Source organism: Streptomyces zaehneri, assembly GCF_032248645.1.
GTDB classification, from domain to species: Bacteria; Actinomycetota; Actinomycetes; order Streptomycetales; family Streptomycetaceae; genus Streptomyces; species Streptomyces coriariae.
Genome location: NZ_JASTTJ010000016.1, coordinates 116851 through 132475 on the forward strand (window position 1 = coordinate 116851; position 15625 = coordinate 132475).

Below are 15625 nucleotides of genomic sequence, written 5' to 3' on the forward strand. Positions count from 1 at the left end.
TGGCGGCAGTGGTCGTCGACGGGCTCGTGCGCGGCGGTGTGGCGGCCTGCTGCACGGGTGTCCGGCGGTCAGGTGCGCGGGGCATACGGAAGGCGCCCCGGCGCCAGTCCCCCCACGGGCCGACGACCAGGGCGCCTTCCCATGTCCCGGTGCGGATTCCCCCCACGGGATCCGGCCGGGCGTTGTGAGAACAGCGCCTGAATTCGCTGTTTGTAACCATCTTCGGTTGTCGTGCCTGCGGTTGGGCAGAACGAGCAGAACTCGTCCCGCCGCCGTGTGCGATCTGCCGGGACAGCGCACGCTGGGAGGGCCGCTCAAAGCTTCCCGGTGTACGTGCCCCGGCAACGCATCTCTGAGGAAGTCCCCCAAGACACCCTCAGACGTCAGGTCACGCCCCCCAAGACGCTTCCTGACATCGTCAACTTAGACCTTCGAACCCCTTCGATGGTTACGTTCACATCACTGTGATCTGTGTCTCTTGCATATGTCCGTTAGATGCGCAAGAGACCGGATACAGCGATCGAGGCCCAAGCGTAAGAATGATGCGCGAGCCTTGTGAAGAGCTTATGTGAGGCTCGCGCAGGACTCCAGGGGTCTCCCTGATCGGCGACGTCCTACTCGGCGGTATTACTTGAAGGCACGCAGCCGCAGGCTGTTCGTCACGACGAACACCGACGAGAACGCCATCGCCGCCCCCGCGATCATCGGATTCAGCAGCCCGGCGGCGGCCAGCGGCAGCGCGGCCACGTTGTAGCCGAAGGCCCACACCAGGTTGCCCTTGATCGTCGCCAGGGTCCGCCGGGACAGCCGGATGGCGTCCGCGGCCACCCGCAGATCGCCCCGCACCAGCGTCAGGTCGCTCGCCTCGATGGCCGCGTCCGTGCCCGTCCCCATGGCCAGCCCCAGATCGGCGGTGGCGAGCGCGGCCGCGTCGTTGACGCCGTCCCCGACCATGGCGACGACCCGCCCCTCGTCCTGCAGCCGCCGTACGACGTCGACCTTGTCCTCGGGCAGCACCTCGGCGATCACCCGGTCGATTCCGACCGCTTCGGCGACCGACTCCGCGACCGCCCGGTTGTCCCCGGTCAGCAGCACCGGGGTGAGCCCCAGAGCCCGCAGCTGCCGTACCGCCTCGGCGCTGGTCTCCTTGACCGCGTCCGCGACCGCGAGGACCCCGCGCGCCACGCCGTCCCACCCCACGACGACGGCCGTGCGGCCGCCTCGCTCGGCCTCCTCCTTCGCCCGGGCCACCTCGTCCGGGACCGTCTCGAAGAGGCGCCCCACGGCCACCTCGTGGCCCTCCACCCGTCCGCGCACCCCGCGCCCGGGCACGTTCTCGAACCGCTCGGCCGCCGGCAGTTCGCCGGCCCTCTCCTCGGCGCCCGCCGCCACCGCCCGGGCGACCGGGTGCTCGGAGGCGTGCTCCAGGGCGCCCGCGAGCCGCAGCAGCCGACGCTCGTCGGTGCCGTCGACGACGTACACGTCCTGAAGGGTCATCCGGCCGGTGGTGACGGTCCCGGTCTTGTCGAGGACGACGGTGTCGACGCGGCGCGTGGACTCCAGGACCTCCGGGCCCTTGATGAGGATGCCGAGCTGGGCGCCGCGCCCGGTGCCGACCATGAGCGCGGTCGGCGTGGCGAGCCCGAGCGCGCACGGGCAGGCGATGATCAGGACCGCGACGGCCGCCGTGAACGCGGCTACCGTGTCACCCGTCGCGCCGAGCCAGCCGCCGAAGGTGGCGAGCGCGATCAGCAGCACCACCGGTACGAAGACCCCCGAGATCCGGTCGGCCAGCCGCTGCACCTCGGCCTTGCCGGTCTGCGCGGCCTCGACCAGCTGCGCCATGCGCGCGAGCCGGGTGTCCGCGCCGATCCGGCCGGCCTCGACGACCAGCCGGCCGCCGGCGTTCACGGTCGCGCCGGTGACGGCGTCGCCGGGCCCGACGTCCACCGGGACCGACTCGCCGGTCAGCATCGAGGCGTCCACGGCGGACGTGCCCTCCACGACCGTCCCGTCGGTGGCGATCTTCTCCCCGGGCCGTACGACGAACCGGTCCCCGACGGCCAGCAGGTCGACCGCGATCCGCACTTCCCTCCCGTCGCGCAGCACGGCCACGTCCTTCGCGCCCAGCTCCATGAGCGCCCGCAGCGCCGCCCCCGCGCGCCGCTTGGAGAGGGCCTCCAGGTAGCGGCCGAGCAGGATGAACGCGGTGACGCCGGCGGCGACCTCCAGATAGATGGTGGAGGCGCCGTCCGTACGGGAGACGGTGAGTTCGAAGGGGTGCCGCATGCCGGGCATGCCCGCGTCGCCGAAGAACAGTGCCCACAGCGACCAGCCGAGCGCGGCCAGCGTGCCGACCGAGACCAGCGTGTCCATGGTGGCCGCGCCGTGCCGCAGGTTCGTCCAGGCGGCCCGGTGCAGCGGCCCGCCGCCCCAGACGACCACGGGCGCGGCGAGCGTCAGCGAGAGCCACTGCCAGTTGTCGAACTGGAGCGACGGGACCATCGCGAGCAGGACGACGGGCGCGGCGAGCAGCGCGGAGACGAGGAGCCGGTGCCGCAGGTCCGCGAGCTCGGGGTCCTGGGGCGTGTCCTCCCGGACCGGCTCCGGGGCGGGCACGGGTTCCTCGGCCGTGTACCCGGTCTTCACCACGGTCGCGATCAGGTCGGCGACCTCGGTGCCGGCCGGATAGCTGACCTTGGCCTTCTGAGTCGCGTAGTTGACCGTCGCGACGACACCGTCCATGCGGTTGAGTTTCTTCTCGACGCGGGCCGCGCAGGAGGCGCAGGTCATCCCGCCGATGAGCAGTTCGACCTCGGCGGTCGGCGCGGGCGGTTCGGCTATCGGGGTTTCCGTGCTGGTGCTGGTGCTGGTCATGTCCGTGCTCCAGGAAGCTGACCGGGCCGTACGGAACCAGTATCAGCTGGTCGGCACGGCCCGGTGGTGGAGGAGGGGTGTCGAGGAGAGGTGATCGAGGTGCGGGTGCCTCAGGCCTGGCCGACCAGCTCGAAGCCCGCCTCGTCGACGGCGGCGCGTACGGCCTCCTCGTCGAGTGCGGCGGCGGAGACGACCGTGACCTCGCCGGTCGAGGCGACGGCCTTCACCGAGGTGACACCGGTGAGCTCGGAGAGCTCGCCGGAGACGGCGCCCTCGCAGTGGCCGCAGCTCATGCCGCTCACCTTGTAGACGGTGGTGACGGAGCCCGTGGTGTCGGTTTGAGCGGTCATGTCGTTCTCCTCGTGGAGGCAGGTGGGGCGGGCGGGGCCGCGAGAGGTCTCCCGTCCATCGAGACTATACCCCTAGGGGGTATCAATCAAAGAAACGGGACCCGCCGCGCGGAGGGTGTGCGGATGCTTCCGGCGCAGGAGGCGGGTACCCGGACTACCGGGCCGTGGCGACCTCGGCGCCGCTGTCCTCGGCGCGGCCCGGCCGGTCGCCCACCAGCGGCTCCAGGTAGCGGATCAGTACGTGCTTGAGCTCCTGTACATACGCGTCGCGCTCGGCGCCCTCGTGGCCCAGGACCAGCTCCAGGCCCGCCTTGTACAGACCCAGGCACATGTGCGCGGTGCGGGTGAGGTCGGCGGGCGGCGAGTCCGGCAGCAGGGAGGAGAGCAGGCCCTCGACGCGGGTGAGCAGGGTGGCGTGCAGCGCGTCGTGCTCCTCGGCCATGTGGCCGGGGATGTCGGGCCCGTGCATCAGGGCGAAGAACACCGGATGGTCGCAGTTGAAGGCGATGAACCGGTCCACGGCCGTCCCGACGGCCTCCTCCAGCGGGGTCGCGGGGTCGACCGGGGCGAGCGCCTCGCCGAAGGTGTCGCGCATCTCGTGCATGAGGCGGTCGCCCAGCTCGATCGCGATCGCTTCCTTGTTCGGGAAGAACTGGTAGAGCGTGCCCGGTGAGACGCCGGCCTCGCGGGCGATGGCGTTGGTGCTGGCGGCGGTGTAGCCGGTCGTGCAGAAGACGCTGGCCGCGGCCTCGAGCAGCTGCGCGATACGCCGCTCGCCGCGCGCCTGGCGCCGGCGCGGCTGTTCCTTCTCCTGGCTCTCGGCCACGCGTTTTCCCCAGCTTTCCCGGACCCGATTGACAAACGCGAGTGGTCGCTCGCATTCTGGGAGCCAGAAACGCGAGCGCTCTCTCGTGTTTGCCATTTTACGGCTTGCACGACTGCTTGCAGGGTGAAGGGGACACCGCACGATGACCGAAGTCAACAGCCCACCCCGTCCCGGAGGCTGGACCCGCTTCGTGACCGCCCGGCCCGGGCTGTCGCTGCTCGCGGCCCTGGTGCTCACCGTGCTCGCGGTGCTGGCCGGCGGCGGGGTCGCCGAGCGGCTGGGCAGCGGCGGCTGGGAGGATCCGGGCGCGCAGTCCACGTACGCGACCAAGGCCCTGGAGCGTGAGTTCCCCGGCTCCCAGCCCAACCTCCTGCTGCTGGTCGACGCGGGCGACGCCTCTGTGGACGACCCGGCGGTCGTCGCCGAGGCGAACCGCCTCACCGCGAGCCTGGCCGCCGAGAAGGGCGTCGTCGGCGTCGGCTCCTACTGGCGGGCCGACGCGGGGGCGGCCCCCGCCCTGCGCGCGCAGGACGGCCACGAAGCGCTGATAGCCGCCCGCGTCACGGGCGCCGAGAAGACGATGGGGGAGACCCTCGACCGCATCGCACCCGCCCTGCGCGGCACGCACGGGCCGGTGGAGGTGAAGATCGGCGGCGGCGTCGCCGTGCGGCACGAGATGCAGACCATCATCCAGGAGGACCTGACCCGCGCCGAGATGATCGCCCTGCCGATCACACTCGTGCTGCTGGTGATGGTCTTCGGCAGCGCGATCGCCGCCCTGCTGCCGCTCGGCGTCGGCATCGTCGCGATCCTCGGCACCAACGCCGTCCTCAGCGGCCTCACGCGGTTCACCGACGTCTCCATCTTCGCGATGAACCTCACCACGGCCCTGGGCCTCGGCCTCGCCATCGACTACGCCCTGTTCATCGTGCGCCGCTTCCGCGAGGAACTCGCCGCCGGCGCCGACCCGACGACGGCCATCGGCACCACCCTGCGCACGGCCGGCCGCACGGTCCTGTTCTCCGCGCTCACGGTCGCGGTGTCCCTGGCGGCGATGCTCCTCTTCCCCCAGTACTTCCTGCGCTCCTTCGCCTACGCCGGCATGGCCGTGGTCCTGCTGGCCGCCGCGGCCGCCCTGATCCTGCTTCCGGCTGCGCTGATCCTGCTGGGCGACCGGGTCAACTCCCTCGATCTGCGCCGTCTGTTCCGCCGGGGCCGGCCCGCGCCCGTGTCCGGCGACGAGGGCGGCAGGGCCTGGGGCCGCACGGCGAGCCTGGTCATGCGCCGCGCCCCCTTCCTCGCCCTGGCCACCACGGCCGCCCTCGTCCTTCTCGGACTGCCCTTCCTCGGCGTGAAGTTCGGCACGGCCGACGACCGCCAGCTGCCCTCCTCGGCCGAGTCCCACGTCGTGCAGCAGCACATCAGGGACGGCTTCCCGGGCAGTCCCGGCGGTGGCCTCGAGGTGCTCGCCGAGGGCAGGGCGACCCAGGCCCAGTACGCGGCCTACAAGGAGCGCGTCGCCGCACTGCCGGAAGTGGCCCGGGTGGACGGCCCGTTGGTGAACGGCGACTCGGCGTACTTCACGGTGCTGCCCAAGGGCGAGGCCGTCGACGACGCGGCCCAGAACCTGGTGGGGGAGCTGCGCGCCACATCCGCTCCCTTCGGGACCGCCGTGACCGGCACGGCGGCCGTCCTGGTCGACTCCAAGCACGCGATCGGCGCCCAGCTGCCCTGGGCGGTCGCCTTCATCGCCATAGTCACCCTGCTCCTGGTCTTCCTGCTGACCGGCAGCGTGCTGATCCCGCTCCAGGCGGTGCTGCTCAACGCGCTCAGCCTGACGGCGATGTTCGGCGCCGTGGTCTGGGTCTTCCAGGACGGCCACCTCTCCGGCCTGCTCGGCTTCACCAGCCCCGGATCCATCGAGACCACCCTCCCGGTCCTGATGTTCTGCGTGGCCTTCGGCCTGTCGATGGACTACGGCGTGTTCCTGCTCTCCCGCATCAAGGAGGAGTACGACCGCACCGGCGACCACGAGGCTGCCGTCGCCCTGGGCCTGCGGCGCACCGGCGGCCTGATCACGGCGGCGGCGGTCATCCTGGCGGTGGTGATGGTCGCGATCGGCACCTCGCGCGTCACCAACACCAAGATGCTCGGCCTGGGCATCGCCCTGGCGGTCCTGATGGACGCGATGGTGGTGCGCAGCCTCCTGGTCCCGGCCATCATGCGCCTCACCGGCAGGGCCACCTGGTGGGCGCCGGCGCCGCTGCGCAGGTTCCACCAGCGGTTCGGACTGAGCGAGGGGGAGCCGGCGCGGCAGGCGCCGGCCGCCGCATCGGAACGTCCGCCGGACGAACCCGCGCCCGGCGGACCCGGGCGGGACAAAGTCGACGCGCGCGGTTAGCGTTCGCGGAGATCCATGGTGGACAGAGGTCCGCGGGTCACCGCGGGTCTCCGCAGGCGAAGGCGAGGGTGAGTGCACATGCGGGCTGTGGTGTTCGAGCGGTACGGGGAGCCGGCCGAGGTACGTGAACTGGCCGACCCCCGACCGGCCCCCCACGGAGTCACCGTGCGCGTCGAGGCCACCGGCCTGTGCCGCAGCGACTGGCACGGCTGGATGGGCCACGACCCGGACATCACCCTGCCGCACGTGCCCGGGCATGAACTCGCCGGTGTCGTACAGGAGGTCGGTGGCCGGGTCACCAGGTGGCGGCCGGGCGACCGGGTCACCGTGCCCTTCGTGTGCGGCTGCGGCAGCTGCCCGTCCTGCGCGGCCGGCGATCACCAGGTCTGCGAGCGGCAGACCCAGCCCGGCTTCACGCACTGGGGCTCCTTCGCCCAGTACGTGGCCCTGGACCACGCCGACGTGAACCTGGTCGCGATCCCCGACGGCCTGTCCTACGCCACCGCCGCCTCCCTCGGCTGCCGGTTCGCCACGGCGTTCCGGGCCGTGGTGCAGCAGGGCCGGGTCGCGGCGGGGGAGTGGGTGGCGGTGCACGGCTGCGGAGGCGTGGGCCTTTCGGCGGTGATGATCGCGGCGGCGAGCGGGGCACGGGTGGTGGCGGTGGACGTCTCCCCGAAGGCCCTGGACCTGGCGCGGAAGTTCGGCGCGGCGGAGTGCGTGGACGCGCGGGGTGTGCCGGACACGGCGTCCGCGGTCCGTGAGCTGACCGGGGGCGGCGCCCACCTCTCCCTCGACGCGCTCGGTTCCCCCGCCACCTGCGCGGCCTCGGTGAACGGGCTGCGCCGCCGTGGCCGTCACATCCAGGTCGGCCTGCTCCCCTCGGCGGACGGCGCGACCCCCGTCCCGCTCGCCCGCGCCATCGCCCTGGAACTGGAGATCCTGGGCAGTCACGGCATGGCCGCGCACACCTACCCGGAGATGCTGGAGCTGGTCCGTGCGGGGGTGTTGCGCCCCGGTCTGCTGGTGACGTCGACGATCGCACTGGACGAGACCCCGGCCGCCCTGGCCGCGCTGGGCAGCGCCCCGGGCGCCGGGGTGACGGTCATCGATCCGTGGGCCTGAGCGCGGCCCACTCCCGGTCCAGGATCGCCATGAGCACCTCGTCGACCCACACCCCGTTGCGCAGCGCGGCCTCCCGCCGCACGCCCTCGACCACGAACCCGACCTTCTCGTAGACGCGCCGGGCCCGTTCGTTGTCGCCGTACAGCTCCAGCTGGACGCGGTGCAGGCCCAGTTGCTCGAAGCCGTGGCCGACGATGAGCCGGGTCGCCTCGGTACCGAGCCCGCGGTCGCGGCCCCGGGCTCCGATCAGCGTGCGGAAGGTGCAGCTGCGGGCGTCCGGATCCCACTCGTGCAGCACGACCTCCCCGACCAGTTCGCCCGTGTCGCGGACGGTGACGGCGAGGTCCAGCCGGTCGGGCTGCTCGGCGCGGGAGCCGTACCAGGACCTCACCCGCTCCCGGGTGAGGTCGCTGTTCGGCGGGAAGGTGAAGCGGACGACCTCGGGGTCGCCGATGATCTCCCACATGCTGTCGGCGTCGGCCTCGGTGAAGGGCCGCAGCACGGTCTTCGGGCCGCAGAGCAGGGGCTTGACGGAGAAGTTCACCCGCAGCACTGTGCCCCACGCGTCCGTGAGGCACAGCTGGTTTTCTTCCGACGGTCTTCTTCCGGCGGTCTTCTTCCGGCGACGGTCAGTCCAGAGCGCGTCCCCGGTTGCCCGGCCGGGAGGCGACCCAGGCACGCACGGTGTCGGCGTACCAGAAGGGCTTGCCGCCCTCGACATGGTCGGGCGGGGGCAGCAGTCCGTGCTTGCGGTAGGACCGTACGGTGTCCGGCTGCACCTTGATGTGCGCCGCGATCTCCTTGTAGGACCAGAGCCTTCGGTCGGTCATGAGCTGCACCTCCCTGCGCGCGCGGGGGTCGGCGGCCGGGAGGCCGCCCGGGGGAGCCCGGCACTGCGCTGGCGATCACCAAGCCTGTGCCCGGTGAACGACGCTCGGTGACGGTGAGGAAGCGGCTGTCGGCCTTGTGTGACACAAGAGCCGCGTACGCGCGACATACGTGACGGAAAAGGGGACTTTGTGACACAGATGCAGCACAGAAGTGTGCGGGCTCATGGGAGGGGCGTGTTGACAACCGCCCCGAGTCGCCGACAGGAGGCGGGCCGGGCCCGCTGCGACAGGCCCGACCCGTTCCCGCTCCCCGCCATCCCCCCGGAACGACCAGAACGGCCGAAGCGCCCGGAGCACTCGAAGCACCGGAAGGCTCGAAGCACCCGGAACGGCCGGAAATCGCCGGATCAACTGGCAGACCCCCAGCCTGTATTCAGCCAATGCGGCGGGTCTTGGAAAAATGCGCACCCGGTCCGGACCAATCGTCCGGGCGGGCCGGCAGGACCAGGCTCGTCGCCTCGCCGCTCAGCCGGTCCGCCGCCGGCGACAACTGCGCCAAAAGCCGCCTGGCCTGCGTGAACTCCCTCGGCGTGCACCCTGTCATCGCCTTGAACTCACCGCTGAGATGGGCCTGGTCGTAGAAGCCGCAGAGGGCGGCGGTCTCTGCCGCGCTCCGGCCCTGCGCCAGCAGCCGACGGGCCCGTTGCAGCCGCAGCACGCGGGCCGCCGCCTTGGGGCCGAGCCCGATCTGCTCACGGAAACGGTTCTCCAGGTGCCGCACGCTCCAGCCGACCTCCTCGGCCAGCCGGGGCACGGGTATCGCGCCGCCCGTCCGCACCAGCAGCGACCAGGCCCGCGCCACCCGCTCCGCACTCGGCGTACCGGCCTCCCGCCACCGGGTGAGAACCTCGTCCAGCAGCCCGAACCGGTCCGCCCAGCCGGGTAACGCGGCCAGCGCGGCGGCGAGTTCACCGAGGGGCGATCCCAGGGAGTGCGGCAGTTCGTCGGGGTCGACGGGGCGGTTGACGAGTTCGTGCTGGGGCGTGCCGAAGAGAGAGAACGCGGCCCAGGGGGTCATGAGCACCTCGATGCCCGAGAACCGCCCGCCGTGCTCCCCGACGGCGGGGGTGGTCGTGGGCCCGCAGTACACGGAGACGAGCGTGTCCGGCGTCCGCCCCGCCCGCGAGATCCGCACGGGCTGCTCGAACCCCAGCAGCAGGGTCGAGGCCCCGATGGGCGTCTCGAGCCGCCGCCGCGGCCGGTTCATGGCGAGCCGGATCCCGCGGTAGCTCATCACCGCGGGCCGCAGCCGCGGATGGGGCCGAGCCGCGGCGAACTCCCAGGACCCATCGGGTCCTTCACCGGATCGGGTGCGTACGGCACTTCCAGCCATGGGCACTCATGGTGCTACGGCAGGGGCGACGCCGTTAAGGGGCGCGGGCTGTATTGATGTGCGGCTCCGCCGCGTGGGCGCGACAAGCCGCACCCAACCTGCACTCGCGCGGACACGGAACCCGGCACCCCGGCGGGCGGCGCGTCTACGCCCCGCACGACCTCAAAAACGCCCGCGTACGTTGCGCGATCGGCAGCGGAGCGTCCGGCTCGCACGGATACATGTCCTGCTCGACGATCGCGAACAGATCGACATCCAGCTTCCGCGCGGCCTCCAGCACCGGCCCCAGCGCGGGCACACCGGCGGGCGGCTCGCACATCACGCCGCGCGCGACGGCCGGCCCGAACGGCACCTGGTCGGCCCGCACGTCCGCGAGGATCTCCGGGTCGACCTGCTTGAGGTGCAGGTACCCGATCCGCTCGCCGTAGGTCTCGATCAGCTTGACGCTGTCGCCGCCGCAGTACGCGTAGTGCCCGGTGTCCAGGCACAGCGACACCAGGTCGGAGTCGGTGCCGTCCAGGAAGCGGACCACGTTCTCCTCGCTGTCGATGTGCGTGTCGGCGTGCGGGTGGACGACGATCTGCAGGCCGTACCGCTCCCGCACCTCCCTGCCGAGCCGCTCGGTCAGCGAGGTGAGGTTGCGCCACTGCTCGGGCGTGAGGGTGTCCGGCTCCAGTACCTCGCCGCTCTTGTCGTCCCGCCAGAAGGACGGGATCACGACCAGGTGCTTCGCGCCCATCGCCTGGGCGAGCACCGCGTTGTCCGCGACGTGCGCCCAGGTCTTCTCCCAGACGGCCTCGCCGTGGTGCAGGCCGGTGAAGACCGTGCCCGCCGACACCTTCAGGCCACGTTTCGCCGTCTCCTCGGTGAGGAGTACGGGATCGGTCGGCAGGTACCCGTAGGGGCCGAGCTCGATCCATTCGTAGCCGGACTGCGCGACCTCGTCGAGGAAGCGCTGCCAGGGGACCTGGGCGGGATCGTCCGGGAACCAGACGCCCCAGCTGTCGGGGGCGGATCCGACACGGATGCGGGAAACACCGGAAACTGGTGACTGAGGTGACAACGACGTCATGGGCGTCAGCGTGCTGTCTCACCGAAGGGGGTGTCAAGGGCTGGTCCGAATGTCTGGACAAAACATTGACAGGGCCCGCCGCGCGGGGCTACAAAGCCGTGAGAGCCGATACGGGGACGTGCCGGGGACGTGCCACGAGCGGTCTCACGGGGACGAGCCGATACGAAGGGAACTCGATGGCGTACGACCTGATCACCATGGGGCGGATAGGGGTGGACCTCTATCCGCTACAGACGGGCGTCCCACTCCCGCAGGTCACGTCCTTCGGGAAGTTCCTGGGGGGATCGGCGACCAACGTCGCGGTCGCCGCCGCCCGCCTCGGCCGCGAGACGGCGGTGATCTCCCGCACCGGTGACGACCCCTTCGGCACCTATCTGCACGAGGCCCTGCGCGGCTTCGGCGTCGACGACCGCTGGGTCACCGCCGTGCCCGGACTGCCGACGCCCGTCACCTTCTGCGAGGTCTTCCCGCCGGACGACTTCCCGCTGTACTTCTACCGGCAGCCCAAGGCGCCGGACCTGGAGATCGACGCCCACGAACTCGACCTCGACGCCGTCCGCGAGACCCGCGTCTTCTGGGTCACCGGCACCGGCCTGAGCGAGGAACCCAGCCGGACGGCGACCCTCGCCGCCCTGGCCCACCGGGCCAAGGCCGGCACCACGGTCTTCGACCTCGACTGGCGCCCGATGTTCTGGAGCCACCCCGACACCGCCCGCCCGTTCTACGTCGAGGCCCTCAAGCACACCACCGTCGCCGTGGGCAACCTCGACGAGGTGGAGGTCGCCACCGGAGTGCGCGAGCCCCGGGCCGCGGCCCAGGCGCTGCTGGACGCCGGTGTCGAACTCGCGGTGGTCAAGCAGGGCCCCAAGGGTGTCCTCGCCGTCAACAGCGAGGGCGAGTCCGTCGAGGTCCCGCCGCTCCCGGTGAGCGTCCTGAACGGCCTCGGGGCCGGTGACGCCTTCGGCGGATCCCTCTGCCACGGTCTGCTCGCGGGCTGGGACCTGGAGAAGATCATGCGTCACGCCAACGCCGCGGGCGCCATCGTCGCCTCCCGGCTGGAGTGCTCCTCCGCGATGCCGACACCGGACGAAGTGGAAGCCGCGCTCAAGGCGGGGGCCGTCCTGTGACGACCGTGGACATCTCCGAACTCGTCCGCCTGCGCACGCAGCGCCCCGAGGCGATCGCCGAGGCGGCCGCCCGCCGCCCGCGCAGACCGCTGCTGGGCGACTCCGGCCGCCTGATGATCGTGGCCGCCGACCACCCGGCCCGTGGCGCGCTCGGCGTCGGCGGCGACCGGCTGGCCATGGCCAACCGGGCCGGGCTGCTCGAGCGCCTGTGCCTGGCACTCTCCCGGCCCGGCGTCGACGGCGTCCTCGCCACCGCCGACATCCTGGACGACCTGCTCCTCCTCGGCGCCCTCGACGGCAAGGTCGTCATGGGCTCGCTGAACCGCGGCGGCCTCCAGGGATCGGTCTTCGAGCTGGACGACCGCTTCACCGGTCACCGCCCCGAGGACATCGAGCGGCTGAACTTCGACGCGGGCAAGCTGCTCGTGCGCATCGACTACGACGACCCGGGCTCGCTCACCACCCTGGAGTCCACGGCCCGCGCCATCGACGACATGGCCGCCCGTAGGCTCCCCCTCTTCGTCGAGCCGTTCATCAGCCGCCGTACCCCCGACGGCAAGGTGGGCAACGACCTCTCCGCCGAGGCCGTCACCAAGTCGATCGCCATCGCCTCGGGCCTGGGCGGCACCTCGGCCTACACCTGGCTGAAGCTCCCGGTCACCGACAACCCCGACGACATGGCCGAGGTCATGCAGACGTCCACGCTGCCCGCCGTCCTGCTGGGCGGCGAGGTCGGCGAGGACCAGGACGGCGCCTACGAGAAGTGGCGCGGGGCGCTCCAGCTCCCCACCGTCCGGGGCCTGGTGGTCGGCCGTTCGCTGCTCTACCCGGCGGACGGGGATGTCGCCGCCGCCGTGGACACCGCCGTAGGACTGCTGTGAGGGCCGCATGACACACACAGAGCCGCACCACGACCTGTACCTCCCGCACGGCACCACGGCCGGCGCCGACTACACGCTCGACATCGATCCGAAACGAGCCGGCTGGGGTTACTGCAGTCTGCGGGTCGTCGAGCTGGAGCCGGGTGGCACACACCTGTTCACCACGGGTGACAGTGAGTGGATCGTGCTTCCGCTGCAAGGCGGATGTACCGTCCGAACAGCCGGTGAAGAGTTCCAACTCCTGGGCAGGGAGAGCGTTTTCGCGTCGGTAACCGACTTCGCGTACGTTCCCCGTGGCGCCCGGGTCCAGATCGCCTCCGGCGCGGGAGGCCGCTTCGCCCTGGCAGGAGCGAAGTGCGAGCGACAACTCCCCGCCCGCTACGGCCCCGCGCCGGAGGTCCCCGTCGAAGAGCGCGGCAGCGGCAACTGCGCCCGTCTGGTGCGCAACTTCGCCTCCGCCGACGCCTTCGACTGCGACAAGCTGATCGCCGTCGAGGTGATCACCCCGGGCGGCAACTGGTCCTCGTACCCGCCGCACAAGCACGACGAGCACCGGCCGGGCGAGGAGGCCGAACTCGAGGAGATCTACTACTTCGAGATCGACGGCCCGAACGGATTCGGCTATCAGCGCGTATCCCCTTCACGCGAAGGCGGATCCGACGTCCTCGCGGAGGTCCGCTCCGGCGACGCCGTGCTCGTCCCCGACGGCTGGCACGGCCCGGCCATCGCCCAGCCCGGCCACGCCATGTACTACCTGAACGTGATGGCGGGACCGGGCGAGACACGGGAGTGGCGGATCTGCTTCCACCCGGACCACGTAGAGAGCACAGGGGGTTACCGATGACGGCGCAGACCTCGACGACGAGGCTGACGGTCGCCCAGGCACTCGTCCGCTTCCTCGCCGCCCAGTACACGGAGCGCGACGGCGTACGGCAGCGGCTGATCAGCGCGACCTGGGGCATCTTCGGCCACGGCAACGTCGCCGGCCTCGGCCAGGCGCTGGTCGAGTACGGCGACGACATGCCGTTCCACCAGGGCCGCAACGAGCAGTCGATGGTCCACGCGGCCGTCGGCTACGCCCGCCAGTCGAACCGGCTGTCCACCCACGCGGTGACGACGTCGATCGGCCCCGGCGCGACCAACCTGGTCACCGGCGCCGCCCTGGCGACCGTCAACCACCTTCCGGTCCTGCTGCTGCCCGGCGACATCTTCGCGACCCGCGTCGCCGACCCGGTGCTCCAGCAGCTCGAGGTCCCCTACGCGGGCGACGTGTCGGTCAACGACACGCTGCGCCCGGTGTCGAGGTACTTCGACCGCGTCACCCGCCCCGAGGCCCTGATCCCGGCGGCCCTCCAGGCGATGCGTGTCCTCACCGACCCGGTGGAGACGGGCGCGGTCACCCTCGCGCTGCCCCAGGACGTCCAGGCCGAGGCCTACGACTGGCCCGACGAGTTCTTCGCCGACCGCACCTGGGTCGTACGCCGTCCGGGCGCCGACCCGACCGAACTGGCGGAGGCGGTCCGCACGATCCGGGCCGCCCGCCGCCCGCTGGTCGTCGCCGGCGGCGGGGTCCACCACAGCCGCGCCGAGGAGGCGCTCGCCGAGTTCGCCGAGACCACCGGCATCCCGGTCGCCTCCACCCAGGCCGGCAAGGGCTCGCTGCGCTACGACCACCCCCAGGACGTGGGCGGCGTGGGCCACACCGGCACGGCGACGGCGGACGAACTCGCCCGCACCGCCGACCTGGTGATCGGGGTGGGCACCCGGTACACGGACTTCACCACCGCCTCCAACACCCTGTTCGCCGCCGACGGCGTCCGCTTCCTCAACCTCAACATCGCGCCGTACGACGGCCACAAGCTCGCCGGTCTGCCGCTCGTCGCCGACGCCCGCAGCGGCCTCGGCGAGCTGACCGCGGCCCTCCAGACGCACGGCCACCGGGTCACGGACGCCTATGTCACCGAGTACTCGGAGGACAAGGAGCGCTGGGAGCAGCGCGTCGACGCCTGCTACGAGGCCGAGGAGCCGGACGTACGGCCGACCCAGCCGCAGGTGCTCGGCGCCCTGGACGCCCTCGCCGACGAGTCGGACGTGATCATCAACGCGGCCGGTTCACTCCCCGGTGACCTGCACAAACTGTGGCGGTCACGCTCCCGGGACCAGTACCACCTGGAGTACGGCTACTCCTGCATGGGGTACGAGATCCCGGCCGCGATCGGCGTGAAGCTGGCCGCCCCCGAGCGCAACGTCTGGGCACTGGTCGGCGACGGCACGTACCTGATGATGCCGACGGAGATCGTGACGGCCGTGCAGGAGGGGATCGCGATCAAGATCCTGCTCGTGCAGAACCACGGCTACGCCTCGATCGGCGGTCTGTCGGAGTCGGTGGGCGGCGAGCGGTTCGGCACCGCGTACCGCTACACCTCGGACGACGGCACCTTCACCGGGGCCCCGCTGCCCGTCGACCTGGCCGCCAACGTGGCCAGCCTCGGCATGCGCGTGCTGCGCGCGAAGACCGTCCGCGAACTGCGCGAGGCCCTCGCCGAGGCGCGCCGCGCCGACACTCCCACATGTGTCTACGTCGAGACGGAAACGGCCGACACTGTGTCGGGCCCGCCGCCCGCGCAGGCCTGGTGGGATGTACCTGTGGCCGAGACCGCGACCCGAGCGTCCGCGGTGAAGGCACGTGAGCTGTACGAACGGCACGTCTCCACCCGTCGCCGCCATCTGTGAAGGAGTACTCGGT

13 protein-coding genes are annotated in these 15625 nt (G+C 71.7%); 6 read left to right on the forward strand and 7 right to left on the reverse strand.

Features of this window, described 5'->3' with window-relative positions; all coding sequences use genetic code 11:
* Positions 1 to 627 precede the first annotated feature (627 nt).
* The 3 genes from QQM72_RS25200 to QQM72_RS25210 all read right to left on the reverse strand — a co-directional run bounded on the left by QQM72_RS25200 (position 628) and on the right by QQM72_RS25210 (position 4053).
* Positions 628 to 2877: a heavy metal translocating P-type ATPase gene (locus QQM72_RS25200; RefSeq protein ID WP_314223132.1), complete on the reverse strand. Its 2250-nt coding sequence runs from the start codon at positions 2875 to 2877 to the stop codon at positions 628 to 630.
* Between the two features lie 110 nt (positions 2878 to 2987).
* Positions 2988 to 3227: a heavy-metal-associated domain-containing protein gene (locus tag QQM72_RS25205; protein WP_314223133.1), complete on the reverse strand. Its 240-nt coding sequence runs from the start codon at positions 3225 to 3227 to the stop codon at positions 2988 to 2990.
* A gap of 154 nt (positions 3228 to 3381) precedes the next feature.
* A complete protein-coding gene (locus QQM72_RS25210) occupies positions 3382 to 4053 on the reverse strand; it encodes a TetR family transcriptional regulator (RefSeq protein ID WP_314223134.1) in 672 nt (223 codons plus the stop codon).
* A 142-nt stretch (positions 4054 to 4195) separates the two neighbouring features.
* Here QQM72_RS25210 and QQM72_RS25215 point away from each other — a divergent pair, with 142 nt between their 5' ends.
* On the forward strand, positions 4196 to 6454 hold the full coding sequence (locus QQM72_RS25215; RefSeq protein ID WP_314223135.1) for an MMPL family transporter: 2259 nt from the start codon (positions 4196 to 4198) through the stop codon (positions 6452 to 6454).
* Between the two features lie 78 nt (positions 6455 to 6532).
* Positions 6533 to 7576, forward strand: coding sequence for a zinc-dependent alcohol dehydrogenase family protein (locus QQM72_RS25220; RefSeq protein ID WP_314223136.1), 1044 nt, complete (start codon positions 6533 to 6535; stop codon positions 7574 to 7576).
* On the opposite strand, the gene QQM72_RS25225 is transcribed toward QQM72_RS25220, so the two are convergent.
* The 4 genes from QQM72_RS25225 to QQM72_RS25240 all read right to left on the reverse strand — a co-directional run bounded on the left by QQM72_RS25225 (position 7557) and on the right by QQM72_RS25240 (position 10871).
* Positions 7557 to 8120 carry a GNAT family N-acetyltransferase gene (locus QQM72_RS25225; protein WP_314223137.1) on the reverse strand — a complete coding sequence of 188 codons (564 nt, stop codon included), beginning with the start codon at positions 8118 to 8120 and terminating at the stop codon, positions 7557 to 7559. The genes QQM72_RS25220 and QQM72_RS25225 overlap by 20 nt on opposite strands.
* A gap of 85 nt (positions 8121 to 8205) precedes the next feature.
* The gene (locus tag QQM72_RS25230; protein ID WP_314223138.1) at positions 8206 to 8406 is read right to left on the reverse strand and encodes a helix-turn-helix transcriptional regulator; all 201 of its coding nucleotides are present in this window, start codon (positions 8404 to 8406) and stop codon (positions 8206 to 8208) included.
* A gap of 433 nt (positions 8407 to 8839) precedes the next feature.
* Entirely contained in the window at positions 8840 to 9673 is an 834-nt protein-coding gene (locus QQM72_RS25235) for a helix-turn-helix domain-containing protein (RefSeq protein WP_314223201.1), read from the reverse strand.
* Between the two features lie 271 nt (positions 9674 to 9944).
* Positions 9945 to 10871 carry a sugar phosphate isomerase/epimerase family protein gene (locus tag QQM72_RS25240; RefSeq protein ID WP_314223139.1) on the reverse strand — a complete coding sequence of 309 codons (927 nt, stop codon included), beginning with the start codon at positions 10869 to 10871 and terminating at the stop codon, positions 9945 to 9947.
* Positions 10872 to 11047: 176 nt separating this feature from the next.
* Here QQM72_RS25240 and iolC point away from each other — a divergent pair, with 176 nt between their 5' ends.
* Genes iolC through iolD form a run of 4 tightly spaced genes read left to right on the forward strand, consistent with a single transcriptional unit; the run spans position 11048 to position 15612 of the window.
* Positions 11048 to 11998 carry a 5-dehydro-2-deoxygluconokinase gene (gene iolC / locus QQM72_RS25245; protein ID WP_314223140.1) on the forward strand — a complete coding sequence of 317 codons (951 nt, stop codon included), beginning with the start codon at positions 11048 to 11050 and terminating at the stop codon, positions 11996 to 11998.
* Positions 11999 to 12003: 5 nt separating this feature from the next.
* Positions 12004 to 12879 carry a Cgl0159 family (beta/alpha)8-fold protein gene (locus QQM72_RS25250; RefSeq protein ID WP_314223202.1) on the forward strand — a complete coding sequence of 292 codons (876 nt, stop codon included), beginning with the start codon at positions 12004 to 12006 and terminating at the stop codon, positions 12877 to 12879.
* Positions 12880 to 12886: 7 nt separating this feature from the next.
* Positions 12887 to 13723: a 5-deoxy-glucuronate isomerase gene (gene iolB, locus QQM72_RS25255; protein ID WP_314223141.1), complete on the forward strand. Its 837-nt coding sequence runs from the start codon at positions 12887 to 12889 to the stop codon at positions 13721 to 13723.
* A complete protein-coding gene (gene iolD / locus QQM72_RS25260) occupies positions 13720 to 15612 on the forward strand; it encodes a 3D-(3,5/4)-trihydroxycyclohexane-1,2-dione acylhydrolase (decyclizing) (RefSeq protein WP_314223142.1) in 1893 nt (630 codons plus the stop codon). Before iolB ends, iolD begins: the two co-directional genes overlap by 4 nt.
* Positions 15613 to 15625: the final 13 nt, after the last annotated feature.

Excerpts from the sequence above, each read along its gene's own strand:
- QQM72_RS25200 (WP_314223132.1), bottom strand. The coding sequence starts at position 2,877 with ATGACCAGCACCAGCACCAGCACGGAAACCCCGATAGCCGAACCGCCC.
- QQM72_RS25205 (WP_314223133.1), bottom strand. The coding sequence starts at position 3,227 with ATGACCGCTCAAACCGACACCACGGGCTCCGTCACCACCGTCTACAAG.
- QQM72_RS25215 (WP_314223135.1), top strand. The coding sequence starts at position 4,196 with ATGACCGAAGTCAACAGCCCACCCCGTCCCGGAGGCTGGACCCGCTTC.
- QQM72_RS25220 (WP_314223136.1), top strand. The coding sequence starts at position 6,533 with ATGCGGGCTGTGGTGTTCGAGCGGTACGGGGAGCCGGCCGAGGTACGT.
- QQM72_RS25230 (WP_314223138.1), bottom strand. The coding sequence starts at position 8,406 with ATGACCGACCGAAGGCTCTGGTCCTACAAGGAGATCGCGGCGCACATC.
- QQM72_RS25235 (WP_314223201.1), bottom strand. The coding sequence starts at position 9,673 with ATGAACCGGCCGCGGCGGCGGCTCGAGACGCCCATCGGGGCCTCGACC.
- QQM72_RS25240 (WP_314223139.1), bottom strand. The coding sequence starts at position 10,871 with ATGACGTCGTTGTCACCTCAGTCACCAGTTTCCGGTGTTTCCCGCATC.
- iolC (WP_314223140.1), top strand. The coding sequence starts at position 11,048 with ATGGCGTACGACCTGATCACCATGGGGCGGATAGGGGTGGACCTCTAT.
- iolB (WP_314223141.1), top strand. The coding sequence starts at position 12,887 with ATGACACACACAGAGCCGCACCACGACCTGTACCTCCCGCACGGCACC.
- iolD (WP_314223142.1), top strand. The coding sequence starts at position 13,720 with ATGACGGCGCAGACCTCGACGACGAGGCTGACGGTCGCCCAGGCACTC.